The organism is Methyloceanibacter marginalis (assembly GCF_001723295.1).
Classification (GTDB): Bacteria; Pseudomonadota; Alphaproteobacteria; order Rhizobiales; family Methyloligellaceae; genus Methyloceanibacter; species Methyloceanibacter marginalis.
The window spans coordinates 1-20,068 of sequence record NZ_LPWD01000268.1 but is presented as its reverse complement, the minus strand read 5'-3'; the positions used below and the strand labels follow the sequence as shown (position 1 = coordinate 20,068).

The window sequence follows — 20,068 nt, the reverse complement described above, 5'->3', positions numbered from 1 at the left end:
ACCACATCGGAAAACATCCTGAAATGCGGCGCCAAAAGTGCTATTCCGCTGTTGGATTTCAATCTATGCTAAAAGATACATTCTGTCTATTGCTTTTACTTTGTGGCGGTGGGAGATCATCGACCCGGCCTTCGCACAACCTCTAATTTCGAGAGTCCGCTTGCACATCGAGAAAGACATTCGACACCAGCCTCATTCTTGCAGCATGATCATACCTGCCGTTATCCATCCTGCGACGGCGATCCAGAACGCAAGATCGAGAGTTCCCTCGATTAGGCCGAGCACGTCAAGGAAACGAGCGACAAGCGCTGCCAGCAACAGAGTGCCCGACAAGACGTGGACAAAATTTACTGACGGCTTCAACAGCATCATTTCCTCCTGAATGTCTGGGCGCGAACTGCAGGCTCGATTTAGAGTCCCCAACCGGTTACCGCTATGACTTGGCCGGTAATGCCTGCCGCTGCGGGCGATGCGAGAAACGCTACGACCTCTGCGATATCTTCGCGTTTGGTCCAGCGCTTTAGATCTGTTGGTTTCATGGCGGCAATGTTCGATGTCGTATCCACAAGTCCAGGCGCGACGGCGTTGACGCGGATACCGAGGTCTCGCTGCTCAAGAGCCAGGGTGCGAGTTAAAGCCTCAATCCCGGCTTTGGCACAGTTATATGCGACCATATTAGCCTGAGACAGGCCGGCACGCGCAAAGTTGATGATGGCACCTCCGGCCTGCATGTGTGGAAAGACCTCACGAGACACCAAAAACGCGCTCACAAGATTGTTGCTCAGCTCATCATTCCAGTCGTCTAGACTAAACTCGACGGCAGGCTTATATCGGGTGAGACCGCCTGCTAGGTTTACTAGAACGTCTATCCTCCCGTATTCCTTCATCGTTGTCTCTACCAATTGCTTTGCCCCGGCCTGTTCGGTCAGAGACGCGGCCACGACAAGTACGCGAGCGCCGGCTTGGCGTAGCTCCGCAGCTCTGGCTTCGACGTTCCGCTGCGTGCGTGCAGAAATTGCTAGGATAGCGCCTCTGTCCGCCAGGGCCTTGGCGACAGCGTCACCAATCTGCCCTCGCTGACTCACGCCGGTAACCACTGCAATCTTGCCTTCAAGGCTATTCGACATGTCGGTTATCTCCAGTTGCAAAGAATTATCTCAGGCCGACATACGGCAGCAGCACTGCAACCGATTGCGCGAAAGCCGCTGTGCCGGCACAGGCTGCTCCCGCGGCATTCCATCGCGACTGGCTCAATAGAGCTGATGGATGCGCGCCAGCACTCCGCTGGGCTGCATCCATGTCCGGCTTTGTCAACCTGGAGGTTGTTGATTGCAGCCAGAATCCAGCCGCAAGGGTCGAAAGGATGCACACAGCAAACTGCAGAAATCCATAGATCGTCATGTCATCATCCCCTGTATTCTTGGCGTGGCTACGCCAATGGTGAACGTCTGTCCCAAGGGTAATCATACACTCCTCCCCAGTTCAGCGGCATCTTGTGCCTTTCGTCATGAGCGGCGTACGACGTGCGGACGGAGCTAACGGCTGACCGACGTCAACGCGACGCCGGCCAGCCTAGGGGAAGGCTGCTTGTCGAGGACGTAGTAGGGTTACAACATCCTTCGCAGCTCTTCGTTGTACTCATCAGCCACCTAGCATTCGCACCGTCAGCGACCGACTTAGCTTGTCGGACTCCGTTACCGTTGCCTGCTAAGCGAGCATTAGATTCCGTGTAGGCATACTACTCTTTCGGAACATCGGGACTGGCTTCCTTGATCGGCAGCTGTGTGCCTGTTCCTTCCTCTACCCAACCGTTCTTGCAACCCTTCTTGAACTCATCCGCGCTGACTTTCCCATCACCGTCAGTGTCGACCAAATGGAAATTGGTGACGAAGGGTGCCGCTTTGTCCGCTACCAATGCGGCGTCTCCGTCCCTTTCGGTTAGATTCCAAATGGACTCACATTTGGCATCATCTAGGACCGCGCTTGGGCGTCCGGAGGGAGGGCTACTCTCAGGAATCGGAGGAACCGGCGCTCCGCCACCCGCCAACGCATAACCAGTGCTAAGAAACATCACCAAAATACCGAGGACCGTGAATCTCATTGGAACAACTCCCATCTACTGCAAGCGCACGCGTGACCTCGCAGAATGCAAGCACGGGCCAATTTTTGAATTTGTCGGGTGGGGGGCAGAGTCTGCTCGGTCGAACACTTATGTCCGGCTCCGAACAAGCTTATTAGCTTGGAAGAAATATGACTTTCATAGCTCAGACTCCTCCATCAGGTATTCTGAATGCATCGTTGCATGTCGAGAGATAAAAAGCAATAGTTGAAATGCATGTTTAATCGTACGATGAGAAATGGGCGCAAAGGCGCAAGTGTCATCAATGAGGAGGCGTCATGCCCGACACACTTTATCCTTTATCGATTGGTGCCCTATCCGAGGCTCACAAGCGGCTTGCGCCTGGACCGCATGATGCATTTCAAACATTCAGCCGCAAGGTCTTCACCAACGGCGCTCTGACGAGCAAGACGAAGCAGCTGATCGCCGTTGCCGTCGCCCACGTCACGCAGTGCCCTTACTGTATCCGCGGGCACACCAAAGCTGCGTTGCGCGAGGGCGTGACGCGTGAGGAACTTCTAGAGGCGATATGGGTTGCAGCCGAGATGCGCGCAGGCGCTGCCTTTGCGCATTCGGCGCTCGCTGTGGAAGAGATTGAGAAGGCAGCCACGTCGTGTGTCTCAAAAAAATCTATCGTCACTGAGTAATTGCTATTGATTAATCCTCTGCGGCCCCTCATGTACCTCCAATGACCTGCAATGTGAGATATCATTTGCGACTTCCCCCCAAGGGAACTGACGCCGCAGGCATCTAGCCCCGGCGTGGCGCTTATGCTCGCGCATCGGGGACTCCCTCCTTCCATTCATCTTGATTTGTGCTGCCGGCATTTTTAGCGGTCGCGCAGCCACTTCCATCGCAGCTTCGTTGTCCAGAGTCTGCGCCAGACGCTCTCCCTCTGAGAGCGGCTGTGCCTAGCGCTATGAGGTTATAATGTCCATGCTCAATACTATTGGTTCACTGCCGCACATTCTTATTAGCACGGCAGAAGAACGGCGATTGACCGCGATCGCTAATGCCGCCTCCCGGCGCGCACCCGAGGTATCGGCGGCGCTTCTTAGCGAACTTGAACGAGCGGATGTTTGGCCAGAGACGGCAATGCCGAGCGACGTGGTCCGTATTGGCTCGATCATTGAGTTCGAGGTCGATGACGGCCGTCGTCTGACGGTTCAGTTGGTCCTCCCAGAGAATGCCGACATCAACGCCGGCAGAATTTCGGTTCTCACTCCCGTTGGGGCGGCGCTGATCGGCCTTTCTCCCGGACAGGCCATGGAGTGGTCAGGCAACGACGGCAAGGAGCGCCTGCTAACAGTCCTCGCAGTCTCGCGCCCAAAACTTGATTGAACATGAAACTCCTCAACTACTGACATGACTCTCAAACAGGAAACTCCAATGCTAAACGCTGCTCACCAACACGGCTCCCACTTTCTCCAGTGCCGGGGCCCACGCCAATTCCTGAACGCATTCAGTCTGCGATGTGCCGACAGATGCTTGATCACCGTAGTCCTCAATTTCAAGACTTCGCCTATAAGGTGTTGTCCGAGGTTCGGAGCGTCTTCCAGACGAGGACCCCTGTCATCATGTTTCCCTCCTCCGGCACCGGTGGTTGGGAAGCGGCGCTCGTCAACACGCTTTCCCCGCGAGATCGCGTTCTGTTTGTCGGCACCGGGCAGTTCTCCCTTTTGTGGTCGAGGATGGCCACTCACCTTGGCTTGGCCGTCAGCGTGATCAAAACTGATTGGCGGACGGGAGCTGACCCCGCTCGTATTGAAGAGTGTCTGCGTGCCGATGTGGGCCACGTCATCAAGGCTGTTTGCGTGGTGCACAACGAAACCTCGACCGGCGTCAGAAGTTGGGTAGACGATATCCGCGATGCGATCGACGCAGCTTCACATCCAGCCCTCCTTCTCGTCGATGCGGTTTCGTCTCTAGCCGCGATGGACTATCGCCATGATGATTGGCGTGTGGATGTCACGATCAGCGGTTCTCAAAAGGGGCTGATGCTCCCGCCTGGGCTATCGTTCAATGCCGTGAGCGAGAAGGCATTGGCCGCGTCGCGGTCAGCAACGCTTCCAAGATCCTATTGGTCGTGGAAGGCCATGCTGGAACACAACGCTGACGGCTCCTTCCCCTTCACGCCGGCTATCTCACTCATCTACGGCTTGGCCGAAAGCATTACGATGCTGCATGAGTGGGGACTGGACAACGTGTTCGCGCGCCATCAGCGTCACGCCGAAGCCGTGCGGCGTGCGGTCAAGGCCTGGGGACTTCAAATCTGGTGCCGAACTCCACATTATTATTCACCTGGCGTTACCGCGATCTGCATGCCCATAGGCCACAACGCCGATGATTTCCGGCAATTCGTGCGTGAGCGATTCAATATCTCACTGGGAATGGGACAGGGCAGGCTCGCCGGAAGGGCCTTCCGCTTCGGCCATATAGGCTACACCAACGACGCCACAGTTCTTGGTGCGTTGGGAGCGATTGAGATGGCTCTAGAGGCTGCCCGAGTACCGCATAAAGCAGGCGGTGTCGATGCCGCGCTCAGCTATCTGGCCCAAGGGGATTGTGACTCAAAGGTACGAGCCACCGAGTCCTTGCTGGCAACAAGGCGTGACGGCTCCGGGAACCTTTTCGCACAAGCTTCTATCTAATCGATGAGCCCTAATGTGGGGCGCCATTCAGGAGGATCGAATGCACAAGTATCTCACTCCACTCGTGTTGGCCCTGGTGCTATTGAGCCCCGGGCTTCTCAGGGCTGACACGCCCGCCAAGCCAACCGACCCGCAAATCGCGCATATCGCTTACACCGCGGGATTGATTGACGTTGAAGCGGGCAAACTCGCCCTCAAAAAATCTCGGGACAACGATGTACGCGCCTTCGCCCAGGCGATGGTCGGGGATCACACCGCCGTCAACGACCAAGCGCTGGCGCTCGTAAAGAAGCTGAATGTGACGCCCGAGGATAACCCAACCAGTCAAAGCTTAACTAAACAGGCGGAAGACACTAGGAAAAGGCTAGCCGGCTTGACGGGTACGACCTTCGATAAAGCCTATATTGCCAACGAGGTCGCGTTTCACAAAACGGTGAACGCCGCACTCCGCACGACTCTGATTCCTGACGCTCAAAATTCTGAGCTAAAATCTCTTTTGGAGAGAGGTCTCAAAGTGTTCGAGGCGCATCTCGAGCACGCAGAGGACCTGGCTCAGCAACTGTCTTCAGCGAAGTCGTAATGGGCGGAAGACGCTCTTATTTTGGATTGCGCGCATGTTGAAACGTCAAAACAGCGACTACACGACGCTTACTGACGGAGAGCTCGCCAGCCGTATCGCAACAAGAGACGTTGCTGCGGTGCGGCTGGTGACCGGCCGGAACAACCAGAGGCTCTTTCGTGCGGCTTGGAGCATCCTCAAAGACCGCTCGGAAGCTGAGGAGGCCGTTCAGGACGGCTACATGAAGGCTTTCGATGCCATTGAGACCTTTGCCGGAAGGTCGTCGCTTTCAACATGGCTCACCCGAATTGTCGTCAACGAAGCGCTGACCCGAAGACGCCGCGCGCAAAGGTGGTCTCGTTTGCTCAATCAAGAGCCGGTTCTTGTCTTGGACGAATATCGGGAAAAGTTGATGGCAGGCTCAGTTACACAATCGCCGGAAAGGATATTGATGCGACGTCAGATTGCCAAACTGCTGGAGACGGCGATCGCACGGCTCCCCGACACATTTAGACCCGTGTTCGTATTGCGCGAGGTTGAGGGCTTAAGCGTGGAAGACACGGCCGAAGCCCTGCAAATTCCAGAAGAGACGGTGAAGACTCGTCTCTTCCGCGCGCGCCGGCGCTTACAGAAGGAGCTCGACCCGGAATTATGCGGCGCCTTGTCGGAGACGTTTCCCTTCGCGGGTGCCGACTGCGAGGCGATGACCGAGAAGGTGCTTGCGAGTCTTCTAGAGGCGCGAAAAGTATCTGAGCTGAACTACGCCGTCGTCGACGCCGAAGATCCGACAAACCCGGCTGGTCCGCATTAATAGCGAGGAACCTATCCATGAACTCGAATGTGCATGCGCTGAACCGGGGAACTATCTCGAAACGCGTCGCTGCCGGTCGACCCGAAAGGGCCGATGTCGAAGCGGCGTTCCGCACGATCATCCGATGGGCGGGCGATGATCCGGAGCGACCGGGGTTGATCGAAACACCTGCTCGCGTCGTTCGAGCCTTCGAAGAGTATTTCGCCGGCTATGGCCAGGATCCCACTCTGATTTTGGAGAAGACCTTCGAGGAAATCGAAGGCTATGACGAGATGATCGTCCTCCGCGGCATTCGCTTCGAGAGCCATTGCGAGCATCACCTGGCGCCGATTACCGGCAAGGCCTGGGTCGCGTACGTCCCGAGCGGTCGGGTCGTCGGGATCAGCAAGCTTGCCAGGCTGGTGGATGCTTATGCGAAGCGCCTGCAGATTCAGGAAAAGATGACGGCCCAGATCGCGAACACGATTGACGAGGTCCTCAAACCTCAGGGGGTTGGCGTCATTCTAAAGGCGACGCATCACTGCATGACCACGCGCGGTGTGCATAGGCCCGACACAGACCTCGTCACGAGCCGCATGCTGGGCTGCTTCCGCGACAATCCGCTGACGCGGCAGGAATTCCTCGGCATGATTGATTGATGCCGAAGAGCTGTAGCCGAGAGTAACGCAAACGTGGCGATTCTAGATCGCAAAGGTAGACCACGATGGTGCAAGAAGAAAAGAAACTGACCGGCCCAGATCTCACCCAAGGCATCGCCCTCGATGAGCTCGCCGATGTCGGGATGATCGTCGGTCATGTCGGAGACGAAGAAGTTCTGCTGGTGCGCCAGGGCAACGAGGTGTTCGCAGTCGGGGCCCAATGCACTCACTATCAGGGCCCTCTTGCCGAGGGCCTCCTGGTTGGCGACACGGTGCGTTGCCCCTGGCACCACGCCGGTTTCGATTTGCGCACGGGAGAGGCCCTCCGAGCGCCGGCACTTAGCCCAATAGCGTGCTGGAAGGTTGAGCAACGCGACGGGAAGATTACCGTACGCGAAAAGCGCGAACGGCCAGCATCGAAGCCACGGACTAAGACGGCGAGCGAGCCCGAAAAGATTGTCATCATTGGTGGCGGCGCGAGCGGGTTTGCGGCTGCAGAGATGCTCCGGCGTCAGGGCTACCAAAACAGCATCATCCTGCTCAGCAGCGACGACGCCCTGCCCTATGATCGGCCCAACCTGTCCAAGGATTACCTCGCGGGCACCATTCCTTTTGAATACGTTCCGCTCAAGGAGCAAAGCTTCTACGCTGATAACAGCATCGATACGCGCATCGGGCAGCCGGCCGTACAGGTCGACATTCGTGCTCGCGAAGTGAGCGTCGCCAGCGGCGATAAAATTCCTTATGACCGGCTTCTCCTGGCGACTGGAGCCGAGCCCGTCCGCCTCACCATCCCCGGCGCCGATCAGCCGCATGTGCACGCGCTACGCTCGCTCGCTGACTGTCAGGCCATCATCGAGCGTACAAAAGTGGCACGTCGGGTCGTTGTCATCGGAGCAAGCTTTATCGGGCTCGAGGTGGCTGCGGCGCTACGGACGCGGAAGCTGGAGGTTCACGTTGTCGCGCCGGATAAGCGTCCGATGGAACACATTCTTGGCCCGGAGATGGGTGACTTTGTCCGCAGCCTCCATGAAGAGCACGGCGTTGTCTTTCACTTCGAAGACAAGGTCGCGACCATCCATGAAAACGCCGTTCGTTTGGAGAAAGGCGGCACGATCGAGGCTGATCTGGTGGTTGTAGGTATCGGCGTTCGACCACGTCTGGAGCTTGCCGAAAATTCAGGTCTGAAGCTCGACCGGGGGGTTGCCGTCAGTCCGACTCTGGAGACCAGCGCACCGGGCGTATATGCGGCGGGCGACATAGCTCGATGGCCCGACCCACATTCAGGTGATAATATCCGCGTCGAGCACTGGGTGGTCGCCCAGCGTCAAGGACAAGTCGCGGCTCTCAATATGCTGGGCCATGACATACCCTTTACCGCCGTGCCGTTTTTCTGGAGCCAGCACTATGATGTTCCAATCAACTATGTGGGTCATGCGGAGGTATGGGACGAGATCGTGACAGATGGTAATGTCATGAGTAAAGACTGCATCCTACGCTTCAAGCGCAATGGCCGAGTGCGTGCTGTCGCTTCAATCTTCCGCGACGTTGAGAGCCTGGAGGCCGAGGCCTTAATGGAGCATTCGACCGCTGCATAAAGCCTGCTGATATCTGGGTCGTGAAATCGCAAATTTACACAAAGTAACCAACCAGCGCCGGGAGCCCGATAGCACCTACGATCCATTCAGGGCGATCGCTCGTTGGGAATCTGAGGGTGGGGCACTGCAAATAGCGCACTCCCCGACCCCTTCTAATCTCAACTTAACCGCCGGTGGCGGCGACCCAAGAAAACGGCTAACCGAAAGGCCGCGGTAGAAACACCCAATCGTGGCGATTGATCATCTTCTTTGCCGGTCTCGTTTGAACTTAGCTTTTCCACATCACGCGCGGATCAATCCCACTTTGCTTCGCGACTCCGGTTGCTTCGTAGATCCAACACTCAAACGAACGCGAAGAGGTTCCATGCGGCAGAAAGTTGTGGACATCACGAATAGGCCGACCGATTCCGATCCGATCAAGATCGCGGCGGAGCTGAATCGCCTGGAACCGAAAAAGCGCGCTAGAACTCTGCAGCAAATGCCCACGGAAATGATCGATGCGGTGTTCTGGCAACTCGAGCCCGAGGACCAGGCCGTCGTGCTTGATAATGTCCCGCACGATCAGGTTATCCGCCTACTAGAAAGCATGGATCCCGATGATCGGGTTCATCTGTTCCAGGCCATGCCTGCGGACCTGATCAGTCGTCTGATGACGCAGCTGAGTCCAAGAGAACGCCACTGTACCGAGTTACTCCTCGCCTATCCCAAGGAAACGGCGGGCAGGATCATGACTCCGGAGTTCATTCGGCTCAAGCCCGGCATGACGGTTTCAGATGGACTGGCTGAGGTACGGCGGCACAGGGACAAGGCTGAGACAATCTACGTGCTACCGGTCAGCGACGATGCGATGCGACTCGTCGGTGTTGTTGAGTTAGAGGACCTAGTGCTGGCGGAACCAGACGAACGCATCCAGAAGCTAATAAGAGAGCCGCAATATTCCGTTTCCGCCTGGGACGATCAGGAAGTCACTGCGCGGCTCATTCAAGCGGCTGACCTATTCGCCGTGCCGGTGGTGGAGAAGGACAACCGGCTTGTCGGCCTCGTCACTGTCGATGATGCCATGGATGTCCTGCAATCGGAGGAGACCGAAGACATTGCACGCGCCGGCGCAACCGAACCAATCGGAAGAGCGTATTTCTCTGTCTCCCCTGTGCGACTGGTGCGCAGCCGGATCGTGTGGCTGTCTCTACTGGCACTCGCCGGCACTTTGACGGTCAATGTTCTGAGCGCGTTTGAGACGACCCTGGAAGCGGTCGTGAGTCTGGCGCTATTCATTCCTCTTCTGATCGGGATCGGCGGCAACACCGGCGCGCAGTCCGCAACGACAATCGTTCGAGCCATGGCGACCGAGGAGATCCATACAGGTGATCTCCTGCGGGTCTTGCTTCGTGAGGGCCTGGTTGGACTGATTCTTGGCGCCCTTCTGGGGATTATCGCATTCCTCGTCGTGTCGGTAATTTTCGATCGGGACATCGCCCTGATTGTCACGCTAACACTCATCATCATCTGCACGTTGGCTTCTCTCGTCGGCTCCTCCATGCCCCTCTTCGCGCGCATCGTCGGAGTCGATCCCGCCGTTGTCAGCGCACCAGTGGTCACTACGGTGGTGGATGCCACTGGCCTTCTCGTCTACTTCCTGATTGCCGCGACTGTCCTTGGGCTCTGAATGCACTTAACCGGGTTGGTCCAGGGTCGACTCTGAAAACGATTCCAAACCGAAACTGCAACCAGACATTTGCAAAGAGGGGCACATTGCAAAAGATCGATGAACGGCTCGAGCCCATTCTTGCTGAAGTGGTGCGAAGAAACGTGGGCGACAAAGAATTCCATCGGGTCGTCGCCGAAATGCTCGAAAGCCTCGGCCGGGTGATCGTCAAGCATGCAGACTACGCTGACAATGCACTGATAGAACGTATTTGTGAACCGGAGCGTCAGATCATATTTCGCGTTCCTTGGGTGGACGACACGGGCAACGTACAGATCGCTCGCGGATTCCGAGTCCAATTCAATTCGGCGCTAGGGCCATACAAGGGCGGAATACGCTTCCATCCTTCGGTAAATTTGGGAATCGTCAAGTTCTTGGGTTTCGAACAGACGTTCAAGAACGCGCTAACCGGGTTGCCAATCGGCGGTGGGAAAGGCGGCTCCGACTTCAACCCGCGCGACCGCTCCGATGCGGAGGTCATGCGCTTCTGTCAGTCGTACATGACTGAGCTACAGCGATATCTTGGTGAGCACACCGACGTGCCCGCTGGCGATATCGGGGTCGGTGAACGTGAGCTTGGTTATATGTTTGGCCAATACAAGCGCCTTACCAATCGTTATGAGGCAGGCGTTCTCACGGGCAAAGGCTTGTCATACGGCGGATCCCGGGCGCGGAAGGAGGCGACCGGTTACGGGGCTGCCTATTTTGTTCAACGGATGCTCGACACCCACAATACCAGTTTCGAGGGCAAACGTGTGGTCGTGTCCGGGTCAGGCAACGTAGCGATCTACGCGATGGAGAAAATTATCGCCTTCGGTGGCAAGATTGTCGCTTGCTCAGATTCGAGTGGCTATATCGTGGATAACAACGGCATAGATCTCAATCTGGTGAAACAAATCAAAGAGGTCGGCCGAGGGCGCATCTCAGAGTATTGGAAGCTCAAGGGCAGCGGAGCGCATCACATCGAGCATGGTTCGATATGGGATGTACCTTGCGAAATCGCCATGCCTTCGGCGACTCAAAATGAACTGACCGAAAAAGACGCACGTACGCTGGTCAAGAATGGCGTTATTGCCATCGGCGAGGGCGCAAATATGCCCTCGACACCTGATGCTATTCGCATCTTTCAGGGCGCTGGCGTTCTCTTCGCCCCAGGCAAGGCTGCAAACGCTGGGGGTGTCGCCACTTCGGCGCTCGAGATGCAGCAAAACGCATCGCGGGACAGCTGGACCTTCGAACAAACCGAAGAGCGGTTGGCCGTGATCATGGACAACATCCATGATCTTTGCGCGAACACAGCCGAGGAATACGGCTCACCTGGCGACTATGCCCTAGGCGCAAACATTGCTGGCTTCGTGCGCGTTGCAGAAGCTATGCAGGCGCTGGGTGTCATTTAAGCTTTCATGGCTTGGTGGTCAGTTGTGGTGACGCGCGGTGTGAAACCACTGCATAGCTCAGAATATGACGGCACCGACGCGTATCTGCTACCGCTCCAGAAAGCTGCCCAACATCCAAGCGACCTTCTCATGTTGCACCACACGCACCGTTGCAAGATCCGCGGTTGCCACGTCGCCTCGCGCCTCGGCCGCCGTCACCGCCTGGAGGGCAGCTCGCGCCGCTGTCGTGTGATCGGACAAAAGCTGACTAATCATAGTCGGGGCTGCAGGCGCGCCTGTCTCTTCGGTGATGGACGTTAGGGCCGCAAACTCAGCGAAACTACCTGGTGCCTTAACACCAAGCGCGCGCATCCGTTCGGCAATCTCATCTATCGCCCTTGCAAGTTCCTCATATTGCTCCTGAAACAATGCATGCAGCGGCTCGAACTGAGGCCCCACGACGTTCCAATGAAACCCCTGAGTCTTCAAGTAAATCATGTAGCTGTCAGCGAGCAAGCGGCCGAGCGCTGACGCCGATTCGCTTCTTGCAGCTTGGTCATTGATGTAGGGATTCGCCATTTCGTAACTCCGACGTCGAACTCCACCGACTATCTAGTTATTGCCAGATTTCCGCTGTCTCAAAGAGTATTGTTACACCTCAATTGGGGCAGAGGCATGGTGTCGTTCCCGCTCGATTTCCCGATGAGCTTCGATCAGCCATCAATATTGCTGGCCCGGCCTTCGATCATCACACGAAAAGGCGAGCCAGGACGAGGCTAAAAGGGACTAAAATGCTCAGGGTCAGACTCATACTGTGAAGGCGAGCGGATCACCCAATGCGGCTCGGCAATATACCGCCGCATAGCGATGTTACAAAGAGACCGGCAGTAACATTCGTTCCAAGAGGAGGTTTGAATGCTTTACGTTGACGTTCCAACATCCAAGGAAGTTGCCGCGCTCAATCTGGTTCGTTCGGATGCTTGTATCTCGATCTACCTGAAAACCACGCCGCTCACACAAGAGATCAGGGACAGCCAGATTACTCTTGGCAATCTGGCTAAAAGCGCCATAGGCCAGCTGGAAGGGGCGGGCCTTGAGAAGAGGCGCATATGGCCATTGCAAGAGAATTTCGACAGTTTGCTGGAGGATGACGCGTTCTGGAAACATCAGGCCCACAGCTTGGCAATTCTGGCGACGCCCGATTTGATGCGGACCTATCGTCTGGCTAACAAGCTGACGGACATGGTCAAGGTTTCCGATCGCTTCCACCTCAAGCCACTATTGCGCGCTATAACTTTTCCACATGCGGCCCATGTTCTGGCGATTTCTGAAAACGCCGTCAGATTGGTCGAAATCTCCTCGGACCTGCCTGCCACCGAGTTAAGGGTGCCGAACATGCCAAGGGATGCCGCGAGCGCCGTCGGCAAATCGACGATCAACGATAGTGGGACCGGCCGGCGTCTCGAGGGCTTGCAGGGACAGAAGGTGCGTCTTGGGCAGTACGTCCGCAAGATCGACGCCGCATTGCGGCCGATCCTCATGCACTCGGATATCCCGGTGGTGCTGGCCGCAACTCTACCAGTCGAATCCCTTTTCCGTTCGCTGAGCGCCCTCCCCCTTCTGCCCCAAACCATTGAGGGCAGTCCCGACCATTTGACTGACGCGGAACTTGCAAAGGCGGCAAGACCCGTGCTGGACGGCTACTACAAGAGCCAGATCGAGGACTTTCATCGTCTCTTCGAACAGCGCGCAGGGCAGAACCGGGTGACCACCGACATATCCGACGCCGCTCGTGCAGCCACATTCGGCGGCATCGAAAGTTTGCTTGTCGACATAGATTCAATCACCGACGGATTTGTTGATGATAGAACCGGCGCCGTTACATTCGCTTCGGAGGGTGATGCCGACAACTATGGCATAGTCGATGAGATCGCTGGCCGCGCAATGCGTTCTGGCGCCCATGTGTTCGCTGTACGAAAGGCAGATATCCCCGCCGACAAGGAACTGGCTGCGATCCTGCGCTATCCGATTTGATGCATCGGCAATGGATGATGCGATTAGCTAGCAGGGGTCATTGCATGTAACTCGAACCGCAAGTCTCGTGCGGCAGCGACCATGTTAATCAGCGCGCACCGCGCATCGTCCCAGGCGCGAATCGGACAGCCGTTGTATCGCCTTGAACTAGCCATTTAAGAAATAGCATGCGGGCGTTCTTGATGTCTCGCTCCGACCCACTCTCGGCGGCCGCGCGCAAGGCGATCGTTGTTGGATGATCTCGACCGCAGACGAATTCCAACGCTTTCGCCAGGCGTCCCATGGCTGCGCGGTCGACGGTCGCTTCTTCCATTATACTAATTCCTAAGGTGTTGCCTTCGTCGCGGTGCAGCTCAAAAGCGTAGTATCAATTCCAAGCGCTGCTGAACCAGTTCATCCTAGCCCAGCTCCCCTCAATAGGGCCCGGTTAATCGCCACCGCTGCCTTGGCGCCCTCACCGATCGCAACAGCCACAAGCAGAACATCACGAGATGCGTCTCCCGCAACATAGACCCCGGGCACGCTGCTTTCTTCCGTAACCGGGTCGGTGATGACACCTCCATCGTCGTCGCGCGCGCAGCCCAACGATTCAGAAAGATTGGAGCGTTGCCGCGAACCTGTGGAAAAGAACATCGCGCTGCGCTCTATGGCTCTACCATTCTTCAAGCGAATGCTTTTCAAGACGCCATCTTCCGTTCCCTCCAAGCTTGCAATTCGCTCGGAGCAGATCTCGATCGATTTCTGCTTGAGGCGTTCGGCCATCTCGGCTGAAACAGTGGCCTGGGCGTCTGTGAACAACACAACATCCGGTGACCATTGCTTCATCATCAGCGCCAACCCGGCCCCCTTGTCCCCGCTTCCATAGACCGCGAGGGGTTGGTCTCGATGTTCGAAGCCGTCGCAATAGGGGCAGTGGTGGACGCTCCGACCATAGAGCTGTTCTATACCTTCAAGCTTGGGGACGTCGTCTATCAAGCCCGTGGTCAAAAGGACCTTACGAGCCCTGAAAGTCGAGCCACCTTCGCACGTGACCGAAAAGCCGCTACCGGAACGAGTTATGGCGGTCACAAGGTCTGAACGCAGCGTGACCGTCTCATAGCGTTCGAGCTCAATTCTGGCGGTGGCTAACAACTCGCTTGGCGCTAGACCCTCGTGGCCAAGCAGCCCGTGCACAGCTCGCGACGCTTGATTTCGCGGAGTTCCCGTATCGAAAAGAACGACGTGGCGACGGGACCGCCCCAACAGGATCGCGGCGCTGAGCCCGGCCGCACCGCCTCCGACAATTGCGACATCGCATATCTCAGCCATCGGATACTCCTAGCAGCCTATTGTCTATCAAACTCGGCGAGACGGCGTGCGAGTTGACTTAGCTCCCAGGCACGCGCCAGCGCAGATGCCTTATCCCAGGTAGGCTTTTGAGCCCTTAGGCTTGGCAGCGGCGCTTTCTTGTTCATGGTGGCGATCGACCGGTAGAGCCGCAAGGTGTCGGCCATCGCCGGAAACCGGCCAGCAGCGAGCGCAGCTTCGAGACTGTCATAGCGCTCGATGAGTGAGGCGGCTCCAGCGGCGCCCACTCCCGGAGCCCCCGGAATTTTGTCTGACGGGTCGCCGCGTAAGGCGATAAAATCCGGCACCTGCTTCGGATCGACACCGTAGCGCTCGCGAACCTCCGCAGGGCCTATTCGAGCCATCTCGCCGGCGCGAACCGGAAACAAGATGGTGGTGCGATCCGAAGCGAGCTGAAAGGCATCGCGATCGCCACTTACGACTAGAACGGCGCCGCCGCGCTTCTCTTCTTTCTCTGCCGCGGCCGCTAGAAAATCGTCCGCCTCGTAACCAGCAGCCTTCGCGTTCTGAAAGCCACAGGCGGCGACGAATTCCGGCAAGACCTCAAGCTGCTCGAGTATGTCTTCGTCGAACTCGCGCCCACTCTGGTATTCTGGCAGCGCTTCATGGCGATAGGTATTCTCCTCCAGCGTGTCCCAACCGACGAGCACCGCACGCGGCTGCTCTTCTCGATAGAGGCGGATCAGCATGTTGGCGAAGCAAGGATCGCGCCTGCCGGCTTATTCCCGGATCGACGGATGGATTTCGGGAGCGCGTGATAGGACCGGTGCGCGAATGAGTCGCCATCGATGACGAGCAACGGCCGCTTTGCTGCAGGATCGTTCCCTCGGGCTGTCTTTTTCGGCTGCTTGGCTTTTGGCGTGGTGCGGCTTTGCTTCCGGGGTCTGGCTGCCGCATCTCGAAGGATGATCCACGCCGGCGCGTGGTCACTGGCGTCTTCGAGCCCCCTCACCTCGCGGTCGCGCCCGCGTCCGTCAGCCGCTTGGCCGCCTTGGCGTTGAGCAGCAGGTGATCGAGGCGGAGGCCTGCGTCCCGCTCCCAGCGGTCTCGCCTGTAGTCCCAGAATGTGTATATCGGCTCATCGGGATGGATCTCCCGAATGGCATCGACCCAGCCTTGTTTCAGCAGTTTCCGGAACAGTGCCCTCGGCTCGGGCTGAACGAGCGCGTTGTTCGCATAGGACTTCGAAGGATAGATGTCGGCATCGGTCGGCACGATATTGAAGTCTCCGGCTAACACGATCGGTGCGTCGAGGGCGCAAAGCTGCGCCGCGTGCTTCAGGAGCCGCTTCATCCAGGCAAGCTTGTAGTCGAATTTCGGCCCCGGCTGCGGGTTGCCGTTCGGTGCGTAGAGCGTTGCGATGAGCACACCGCCGACAGCTGCCTCCAAATAGCGGCTTTGAACATCGGTCGGATCGCCCGGCAATGCGGTGCGCGTCAGCACCGGCTCTTGACCGCGCCCGAGAATGGCGACGCCATTCCACGACCTTTGCCCCCGCCAAACGGCGTCGTAACCCGCCTTGGTGATCCGCCCCACGGGGAAGTTTTTATCGGTGCACTTCAGCTCCTGGAGGCAGGCCACATCTGGTTGCGACCGGCGCAGCCAAATGAGCATGGTGTCGAGCCGCTTGTTGACGTTATTGACGTTGAAAGTGGCGATCTTCATAGACGGCACGAAATCACAGCTTATTTTGCCAGCTCTCGCTAGGGCTTGGAAACTAAGGGATTTTTTGGCTCTTGTGCCGATAGATTGCGCGGCTTATATTTCATATGAAACCAAGATCGATACTTCAATGGAAGCCTACAAGCGCAACCAGGTTTTAGAGGCCATCGCAATAACTCTCGGTGAGGGCCCCAGCCCTAGCGAGGTCGTGAAGACGGCTGTGAAGCGCCTCCTGGATATCGACCGGCACTTCAAACGCAGTCCGCGCTCCAACGATCCGGAGCAGGCGAACTATGCATTCTTTTCAAGCGACGCTCCTGGCAGCGGTGTTGAGGTTTTGTTTTCGCCATATGAAGCGTTCGCCCTACTTCTTGGCGTGGACCTTTTGAACCATCGGTGGACGCAAGGCACAGCCGTCAAGATCCTCCGTCAGGCGCGGCCCCTTCTCGAGCCCAAGCACGCCGAGATACTAAGTTGGAATCCTGAGGAGCTGTTCAACTGGGAAAAGGTCGCGGAGCGCGCCCGGCCCGGCGATCTTGCCGTGGCGACCACCCGCCCCGTTTCCCTCGCCATCTGCTCACGTCTGGGCCGACCTGTAGACCACGCCTCCGACGAAACGCGCGAGGTGGCGGTGCTCGAAAACGGTGAGCTTATGCCTTTCATCCGTCGTGAGGCGGGAATCTCATCCACGGTAATTGAACTTACGCGATTGGCGCATAGGCTGCAGAGCGCCCTGGCCGAGACGACGCCGAGTAAGCGCGGAAGAGGCAGCGCATGACCGGTGCCGCAGCAAGTTCGCAGCCCGCTCGATCGGCCGTGCCGTGTCGGTCGGTACCCACTTCCCTGCTCCAAAAGCGTTGAGGTTTACCCATGCCAAGGCTTCGAAACAGTCCCGCCTAATTGAAACCCAGACTGCGGTTTCTACTCGCGCGCTGGCGGCGAGACTTCCCTGGATGGTGGAAATGCTATCGCCCTCTTCACTGAAGCCGGCCAAGCGCAATGCGCGCGCCCATAACAAGGCGCAGGAAGAAGCGGTGGCGAATTCGGTGCTCCATTTCGGGGTGATCAAGCCCGTCGTCATCGACGAGCAGAACCGGATCGTCGCCGGTCATGTGGTGTGGCTCGCGGCAAAGACGCTCGGACTGAAGCGAATCCCGATCATTCGGGTTTCGCATCTCTCGGAGACCGAACTTCGCGCTTATGCGCTCGCCGATAATCAGCTCGCGACCAAAAGTGCTTGGGATATCGAAATCTTGTCGCTCGAAATCGGCGAGCTTGAGCTGGCGCTGCCGGAAATCGGCCTCGATCTTTCCATCACCGGCTTCGAGCCGGCCGAAATCGATGCGGTGTTCGACACACTGGCTGAGATCGCCGCCGACCCCGCCGACGAAGCGCTTGAGCGCATTGAGGGGCCCGCCGTGTCATGGACCGGCGCCCTCTTTGAATTGGGCCATCACCGGCTTCTGGTTGGCGATGCGCGGGATGAAGCGGCCTTCGCGCAGCTCATGACGGGCGAGGTCGCGGAAATGGGCATCCATGACCCACCTTACAACGTGAAGGTCCAGGGCAATGTCGGTGGTCGCGGCCGCATCAAGCGGCGTGAGTTTGAGTGTGCCTCCGGCGAGATGACCTCCACCCAGTTCGAGGGCTTCCTCAAGGACACGCTCGGGCCCTGCGTCGACCACTCAATGGACGGCGCCATCCATTACGTGTTCATGGACTGGCGCCATGTCCGCGAGCTCATCGCCGCCGGCACGGCGGTCTTCGACGAGCTCAAGAACATGTGCGTGTGGGTCAAGAGCACCCCGGGCATGGGCAGCTTCTATCGAAGCGAGCACGAGCTCGTCTTCGTCTTCAAGCACGGCACGGCACCCCATTTGAACAATTTCGGGCTCGGCAGCGGCGGGCGCAACCGATCAAACGTCTGGCGCTACGCCGGCGTGAACACGTTCCGAGCCGGGCGCATGGACGAGCTCCAGATGCATCCGACCGTCAAGCCGGTCGCCATGATCGCCGATGCCATGCGGGACTGCTCTCGTCGCGGATCGATCGTCCTCGACGCCTTCGCGGGCTCCGGAACGACTATCATCGCCGCCGAGCAGACCGGACGTCGGGCCTTCTGCATGGAGATCGATCCGCGCTACGCCGACGTCGCGATCCGGCGTTGGCAGAAGCGCACCAAGCGCGACGCAATCCTTGAGGGCACCGACCAGACCTTCGACGTGCTTGCCGCCGGTGCGAACGAAGCTCCTCAGGCTTCAAAAGGACGGCGGTCATGACCAAGCCCAAGCGGTCCAAGACGGCGCGCCCCAAGGATGCTGACTACGACGTCGGGTACGGCAAACCGCCCAAGAGGCACCAGTTCAAGCCCGGCCATAGCGGCAATCCTGAAGGACGGCCGAAGGGGGCAAAGAATGAAGCCACCATCCTTCGCGAAATCATGCATCAGCGCATGGAGGTCCGCGAAGGTGGCCAAGCGCGCAAGATCTCGCGGCTGGAAGCGCTGTTGCTTCGATGCCTCGAGGCAGCCCTGAAGGGCGACCTCAAGGCGATGGCATTTCTCCTGAACCGCTATCGCCTGATTGAAAACGCCGAGACTGAGCAAGGCGAACCGCTCAGCCACGACGAGCAGTCGATCCTCGAAGAGTTCGCCAAACGCTTCCCCCCCAACGTGCAACCTGTAAAGGAGTAATCCCATGCATGGGATCTGCGAACGCGATTTGTTTGACTTCGCCTTGCGGAGTGATTTCGAGAGCTTCTTGAAATACAGCGTGCTCACGCTGAACCCCGGCATGCCGTTTCTGCCGAACTGGCATATCCGGGCAATCGTCTATCAGCTCGAGCGCATCCGCCGCGGCGAGATCAATCGTCTGATCATCAACATGCCGCCGCGGCACCTGAAGTCGATCACGGTGTCCGTGGCATTTCCGGCGTTTGTCCTCGGACATAACCCGCGGCAGCGCATTTTCTCGATCAGCTACGGCAGCGAGCTGTCCTTGAAGCATGCCCGGGATTTCCGGTCGATCGTCGAGTCGGCTTGGTATGCCCGCGCTTTTCCTCAGATGCGGCTAAGCCGTAGCCTCGACGATGAGGCGACCACGACCTTGAAGGGGTTCCGCAAAGCCACTTCTGTCGGCGGCGTCCTCACCGGGCTCGGCGGCAACATGATCATTCTTGATGACCCACAGAAGCCGGTGGATGCCCTGTCGAAGACGCGGCGCGACGGCCTGAACCAGTGGTTCACGAACACGCTCATGTCGCGGCTCGATAACAAGGAGACGGGCGCCATTATCGTCGTCACGCAGAGGGTCCATATGGATGACCTCTCCGGTCACCTCATGTGCGGTTCCGGTCATTGGGAAGTCCTGAGTCTGCCGGCGATCGCCGAGGTCGACGAGCAGGTGCCGATCGGCGATGACGAGTTTCATTATCGGCGTACCGGGACGGCACTGCATCCGGAGCACGAGTCGATCCAGATGCTACGTGTCCTCCAGAATGACCTCGGCACCTATGATTTCGGCGCGCAGTATCAGCAGGCTCCAGTCCCGGAGGCGGCGCATGGTGAAGC

The 20,068-nt window shown here is 57.9% G+C and carries 19 protein-coding genes and 2 pseudogenes; 14 read left to right on the top strand and 7 right to left on the bottom strand.

The features are described from left to right. Positions 1-192 precede the first annotated feature (192 nt). The 3 genes from AUC71_RS10345 to AUC71_RS20305 all read right to left on the bottom strand — a co-directional run bounded on the left by AUC71_RS10345 (position 193) and on the right by AUC71_RS20305 (position 2,101). Entirely contained in the window at positions 193-372 is a 180-nt protein-coding gene (locus AUC71_RS10345; protein ID WP_069624197.1) for a hypothetical protein, read from the bottom strand. Between the two features lie 38 nt (positions 373-410). Continuing rightward, positions 411-1,148, bottom strand: coding sequence for an SDR family NAD(P)-dependent oxidoreductase (locus AUC71_RS10340; protein ID WP_141701604.1), 738 nt, complete (start codon positions 1,146-1,148; stop codon positions 411-413). A gap of 590 nt (positions 1,149-1,738) precedes the next feature. Beyond that, positions 1,739-2,101 (bottom strand): EF-hand domain-containing protein, encoded by a 363-nt coding sequence (locus tag AUC71_RS20305; protein ID WP_204376701.1) that lies wholly within the window; start codon positions 2,099-2,101, stop codon positions 1,739-1,741. A 296-nt stretch (positions 2,102-2,397) separates the two neighbouring features. On the opposite strand from AUC71_RS20305, the gene AUC71_RS10335 reads away from it, so the two are divergent. The 9 genes from AUC71_RS10335 to gdhA all read left to right on the top strand — a co-directional run bounded on the left by AUC71_RS10335 (position 2,398) and on the right by gdhA (position 11,478). After that, positions 2,398-2,766 carry a carboxymuconolactone decarboxylase family protein gene (locus AUC71_RS10335; protein ID WP_069624195.1) on the top strand — a complete coding sequence of 123 codons (369 nt, stop codon included), beginning with the start codon at positions 2,398-2,400 and terminating at the stop codon, positions 2,764-2,766. A 283-nt stretch (positions 2,767-3,049) separates the two neighbouring features. Then, positions 3,050-3,460 carry a nucleoside diphosphate kinase regulator gene (gene rnk / locus AUC71_RS10330; protein WP_083238268.1) on the top strand — a complete coding sequence of 137 codons (411 nt, stop codon included), beginning with the start codon at positions 3,050-3,052 and terminating at the stop codon, positions 3,458-3,460. Positions 3,461-3,603: 143 nt separating this feature from the next. Beyond that, positions 3,604-4,770 carry a pyridoxal-phosphate-dependent aminotransferase family protein gene (locus AUC71_RS10325; protein ID WP_069624194.1) on the top strand — a complete coding sequence of 389 codons (1,167 nt, stop codon included), beginning with the start codon at positions 3,604-3,606 and terminating at the stop codon, positions 4,768-4,770. A 40-nt stretch (positions 4,771-4,810) separates the two neighbouring features. Beyond that, the gene (locus AUC71_RS10320) at positions 4,811-5,350 is read left to right on the top strand and encodes a DUF4142 domain-containing protein (protein WP_069624202.1); all 540 of its coding nucleotides are present in this window, start codon (positions 4,811-4,813) and stop codon (positions 5,348-5,350) included. A gap of 34 nt (positions 5,351-5,384) precedes the next feature. Continuing rightward, complete coding sequence (locus AUC71_RS10315) at positions 5,385-6,140, top strand: RNA polymerase sigma factor (protein WP_069624193.1); 756 nt, start codon at positions 5,385-5,387, stop codon at positions 6,138-6,140. A gap of 17 nt (positions 6,141-6,157) precedes the next feature. Continuing rightward, a complete protein-coding gene (gene folE / locus AUC71_RS10310; RefSeq protein WP_069624192.1) occupies positions 6,158-6,778 on the top strand; it encodes a GTP cyclohydrolase I FolE in 621 nt (206 codons plus the stop codon). Between the two features lie 65 nt (positions 6,779-6,843). Beyond that, positions 6,844-8,376: an FAD-dependent oxidoreductase gene (locus tag AUC71_RS10305; protein ID WP_069624191.1), complete on the top strand. Its 1,533-nt coding sequence runs from the start codon at positions 6,844-6,846 to the stop codon at positions 8,374-8,376. A gap of 364 nt (positions 8,377-8,740) precedes the next feature. Next, the gene (gene mgtE / locus AUC71_RS10300; RefSeq protein ID WP_069624190.1) at positions 8,741-10,042 is read left to right on the top strand and encodes a magnesium transporter; all 1,302 of its coding nucleotides are present in this window, start codon (positions 8,741-8,743) and stop codon (positions 10,040-10,042) included. A gap of 86 nt (positions 10,043-10,128) precedes the next feature. After that, positions 10,129-11,478, top strand: coding sequence for an NADP-specific glutamate dehydrogenase (gene gdhA, locus AUC71_RS10295; RefSeq protein ID WP_069624189.1), 1,350 nt, complete (start codon positions 10,129-10,131; stop codon positions 11,476-11,478). A gap of 87 nt (positions 11,479-11,565) precedes the next feature. On the opposite strand, the gene AUC71_RS10290 is transcribed toward gdhA, so the two are convergent. Then, the gene (locus tag AUC71_RS10290; protein ID WP_069624188.1) at positions 11,566-12,036 is read right to left on the bottom strand and encodes a Dps family protein; all 471 of its coding nucleotides are present in this window, start codon (positions 12,034-12,036) and stop codon (positions 11,566-11,568) included. A 336-nt stretch (positions 12,037-12,372) separates the two neighbouring features. On the opposite strand from AUC71_RS10290, the gene AUC71_RS10285 reads away from it, so the two are divergent. Continuing rightward, the gene (locus AUC71_RS10285) at positions 12,373-13,491 is read left to right on the top strand and encodes a baeRF11 domain-containing protein (RefSeq protein WP_069624187.1); all 1,119 of its coding nucleotides are present in this window, start codon (positions 12,373-12,375) and stop codon (positions 13,489-13,491) included. Between the two features lie 393 nt (positions 13,492-13,884). Here AUC71_RS10285 and AUC71_RS10280 read toward each other — a convergent pair whose 3' ends face one another. The 3 genes and pseudogenes from AUC71_RS10280 to xth all read right to left on the bottom strand — a co-directional run. Then, positions 13,885-14,799 (bottom strand): NAD(P)/FAD-dependent oxidoreductase, encoded by a 915-nt coding sequence (locus tag AUC71_RS10280; protein WP_083238266.1) that lies wholly within the window; start codon positions 14,797-14,799, stop codon positions 13,885-13,887. A gap of 17 nt (positions 14,800-14,816) precedes the next feature. Beyond that, entirely contained in the window at positions 14,817-15,527 is a 711-nt protein-coding gene (locus AUC71_RS10275) for a 5'-3' exonuclease (RefSeq protein WP_069624186.1), read from the bottom strand. Positions 15,528-15,733: 206 nt separating this feature from the next. Next, positions 15,734-16,503: pseudogene (xth, locus tag AUC71_RS10270) on the bottom strand (exodeoxyribonuclease III); the annotation flags it as partial. Between xth and AUC71_RS10265 the strand changes: the two are divergent. From AUC71_RS10265 to AUC71_RS10250, 4 genes and pseudogenes are all read left to right on the top strand, one after another. Beyond that, entirely contained in the window at positions 16,484-17,278 is a 795-nt protein-coding gene (locus tag AUC71_RS10265; protein WP_158007790.1) for a hypothetical protein, read from the top strand. The pseudogene xth and the gene AUC71_RS10265 sit on opposite strands and share 20 nt — an antisense overlap. A gap of 175 nt (positions 17,279-17,453) precedes the next feature. Next, positions 17,454-18,779, top strand: coding sequence for a site-specific DNA-methyltransferase (locus AUC71_RS10260; RefSeq protein ID WP_069624183.1), 1,326 nt, complete (start codon positions 17,454-17,456; stop codon positions 18,777-18,779). Further along, positions 18,776-19,192 (top strand): DUF5681 domain-containing protein, encoded by a 417-nt coding sequence (locus AUC71_RS10255; protein ID WP_069624182.1) that lies wholly within the window; start codon positions 18,776-18,778, stop codon positions 19,190-19,192. The genes AUC71_RS10260 and AUC71_RS10255 overlap by 4 nt, the downstream gene beginning before the upstream one ends. Positions 19,193-19,196: 4 nt before the next feature. Next, a pseudogene (locus AUC71_RS10250) lies at positions 19,197-20,068 on the top strand (phage terminase large subunit); the annotation flags it as partial.

Excerpts from the sequence above, each read along its gene's own strand:
- AUC71_RS10280 (WP_083238266.1), bottom strand. The coding sequence starts at position 14,799 with ATGGCTGAGATATGCGATGTCGCAATTGTCGGAGGCGGTGCGGCCGGG.
- AUC71_RS10290 (WP_069624188.1), bottom strand. The coding sequence starts at position 12,036 with ATGGCGAATCCCTACATCAATGACCAAGCTGCAAGAAGCGAATCGGCG.
- AUC71_RS10320 (WP_069624202.1), top strand. The coding sequence starts at position 4,811 with ATGCACAAGTATCTCACTCCACTCGTGTTGGCCCTGGTGCTATTGAGC.
- rnk (WP_083238268.1), top strand. The coding sequence starts at position 3,050 with ATGTCCATGCTCAATACTATTGGTTCACTGCCGCACATTCTTATTAGC.
- AUC71_RS10275 (WP_069624186.1), bottom strand. The coding sequence starts at position 15,527 with ATGCTGATCCGCCTCTATCGAGAAGAGCAGCCGCGTGCGGTGCTCGTC.
- AUC71_RS10255 (WP_069624182.1), top strand. The coding sequence starts at position 18,776 with ATGACCAAGCCCAAGCGGTCCAAGACGGCGCGCCCCAAGGATGCTGAC.
- AUC71_RS10335 (WP_069624195.1), top strand. The coding sequence starts at position 2,398 with ATGCCCGACACACTTTATCCTTTATCGATTGGTGCCCTATCCGAGGCT.
- AUC71_RS20305 (WP_204376701.1), bottom strand. The coding sequence starts at position 2,101 with ATGAGATTCACGGTCCTCGGTATTTTGGTGATGTTTCTTAGCACTGGT.
- AUC71_RS10260 (WP_069624183.1), top strand. The coding sequence starts at position 17,454 with ATGGTGGAAATGCTATCGCCCTCTTCACTGAAGCCGGCCAAGCGCAAT.
- AUC71_RS10315 (WP_069624193.1), top strand. The coding sequence starts at position 5,385 with ATGTTGAAACGTCAAAACAGCGACTACACGACGCTTACTGACGGAGAG.
- AUC71_RS10325 (WP_069624194.1), top strand. The coding sequence starts at position 3,604 with ATGCTTGATCACCGTAGTCCTCAATTTCAAGACTTCGCCTATAAGGTG.
- folE (WP_069624192.1), top strand. The coding sequence starts at position 6,158 with ATGAACTCGAATGTGCATGCGCTGAACCGGGGAACTATCTCGAAACGC.
- AUC71_RS10305 (WP_069624191.1), top strand. The coding sequence starts at position 6,844 with ATGGTGCAAGAAGAAAAGAAACTGACCGGCCCAGATCTCACCCAAGGC.
- mgtE (WP_069624190.1), top strand. The coding sequence starts at position 8,741 with ATGCGGCAGAAAGTTGTGGACATCACGAATAGGCCGACCGATTCCGAT.
- AUC71_RS10285 (WP_069624187.1), top strand. The coding sequence starts at position 12,373 with ATGCTTTACGTTGACGTTCCAACATCCAAGGAAGTTGCCGCGCTCAAT.
- AUC71_RS10345 (WP_069624197.1), bottom strand. The coding sequence starts at position 372 with ATGATGCTGTTGAAGCCGTCAGTAAATTTTGTCCACGTCTTGTCGGGC.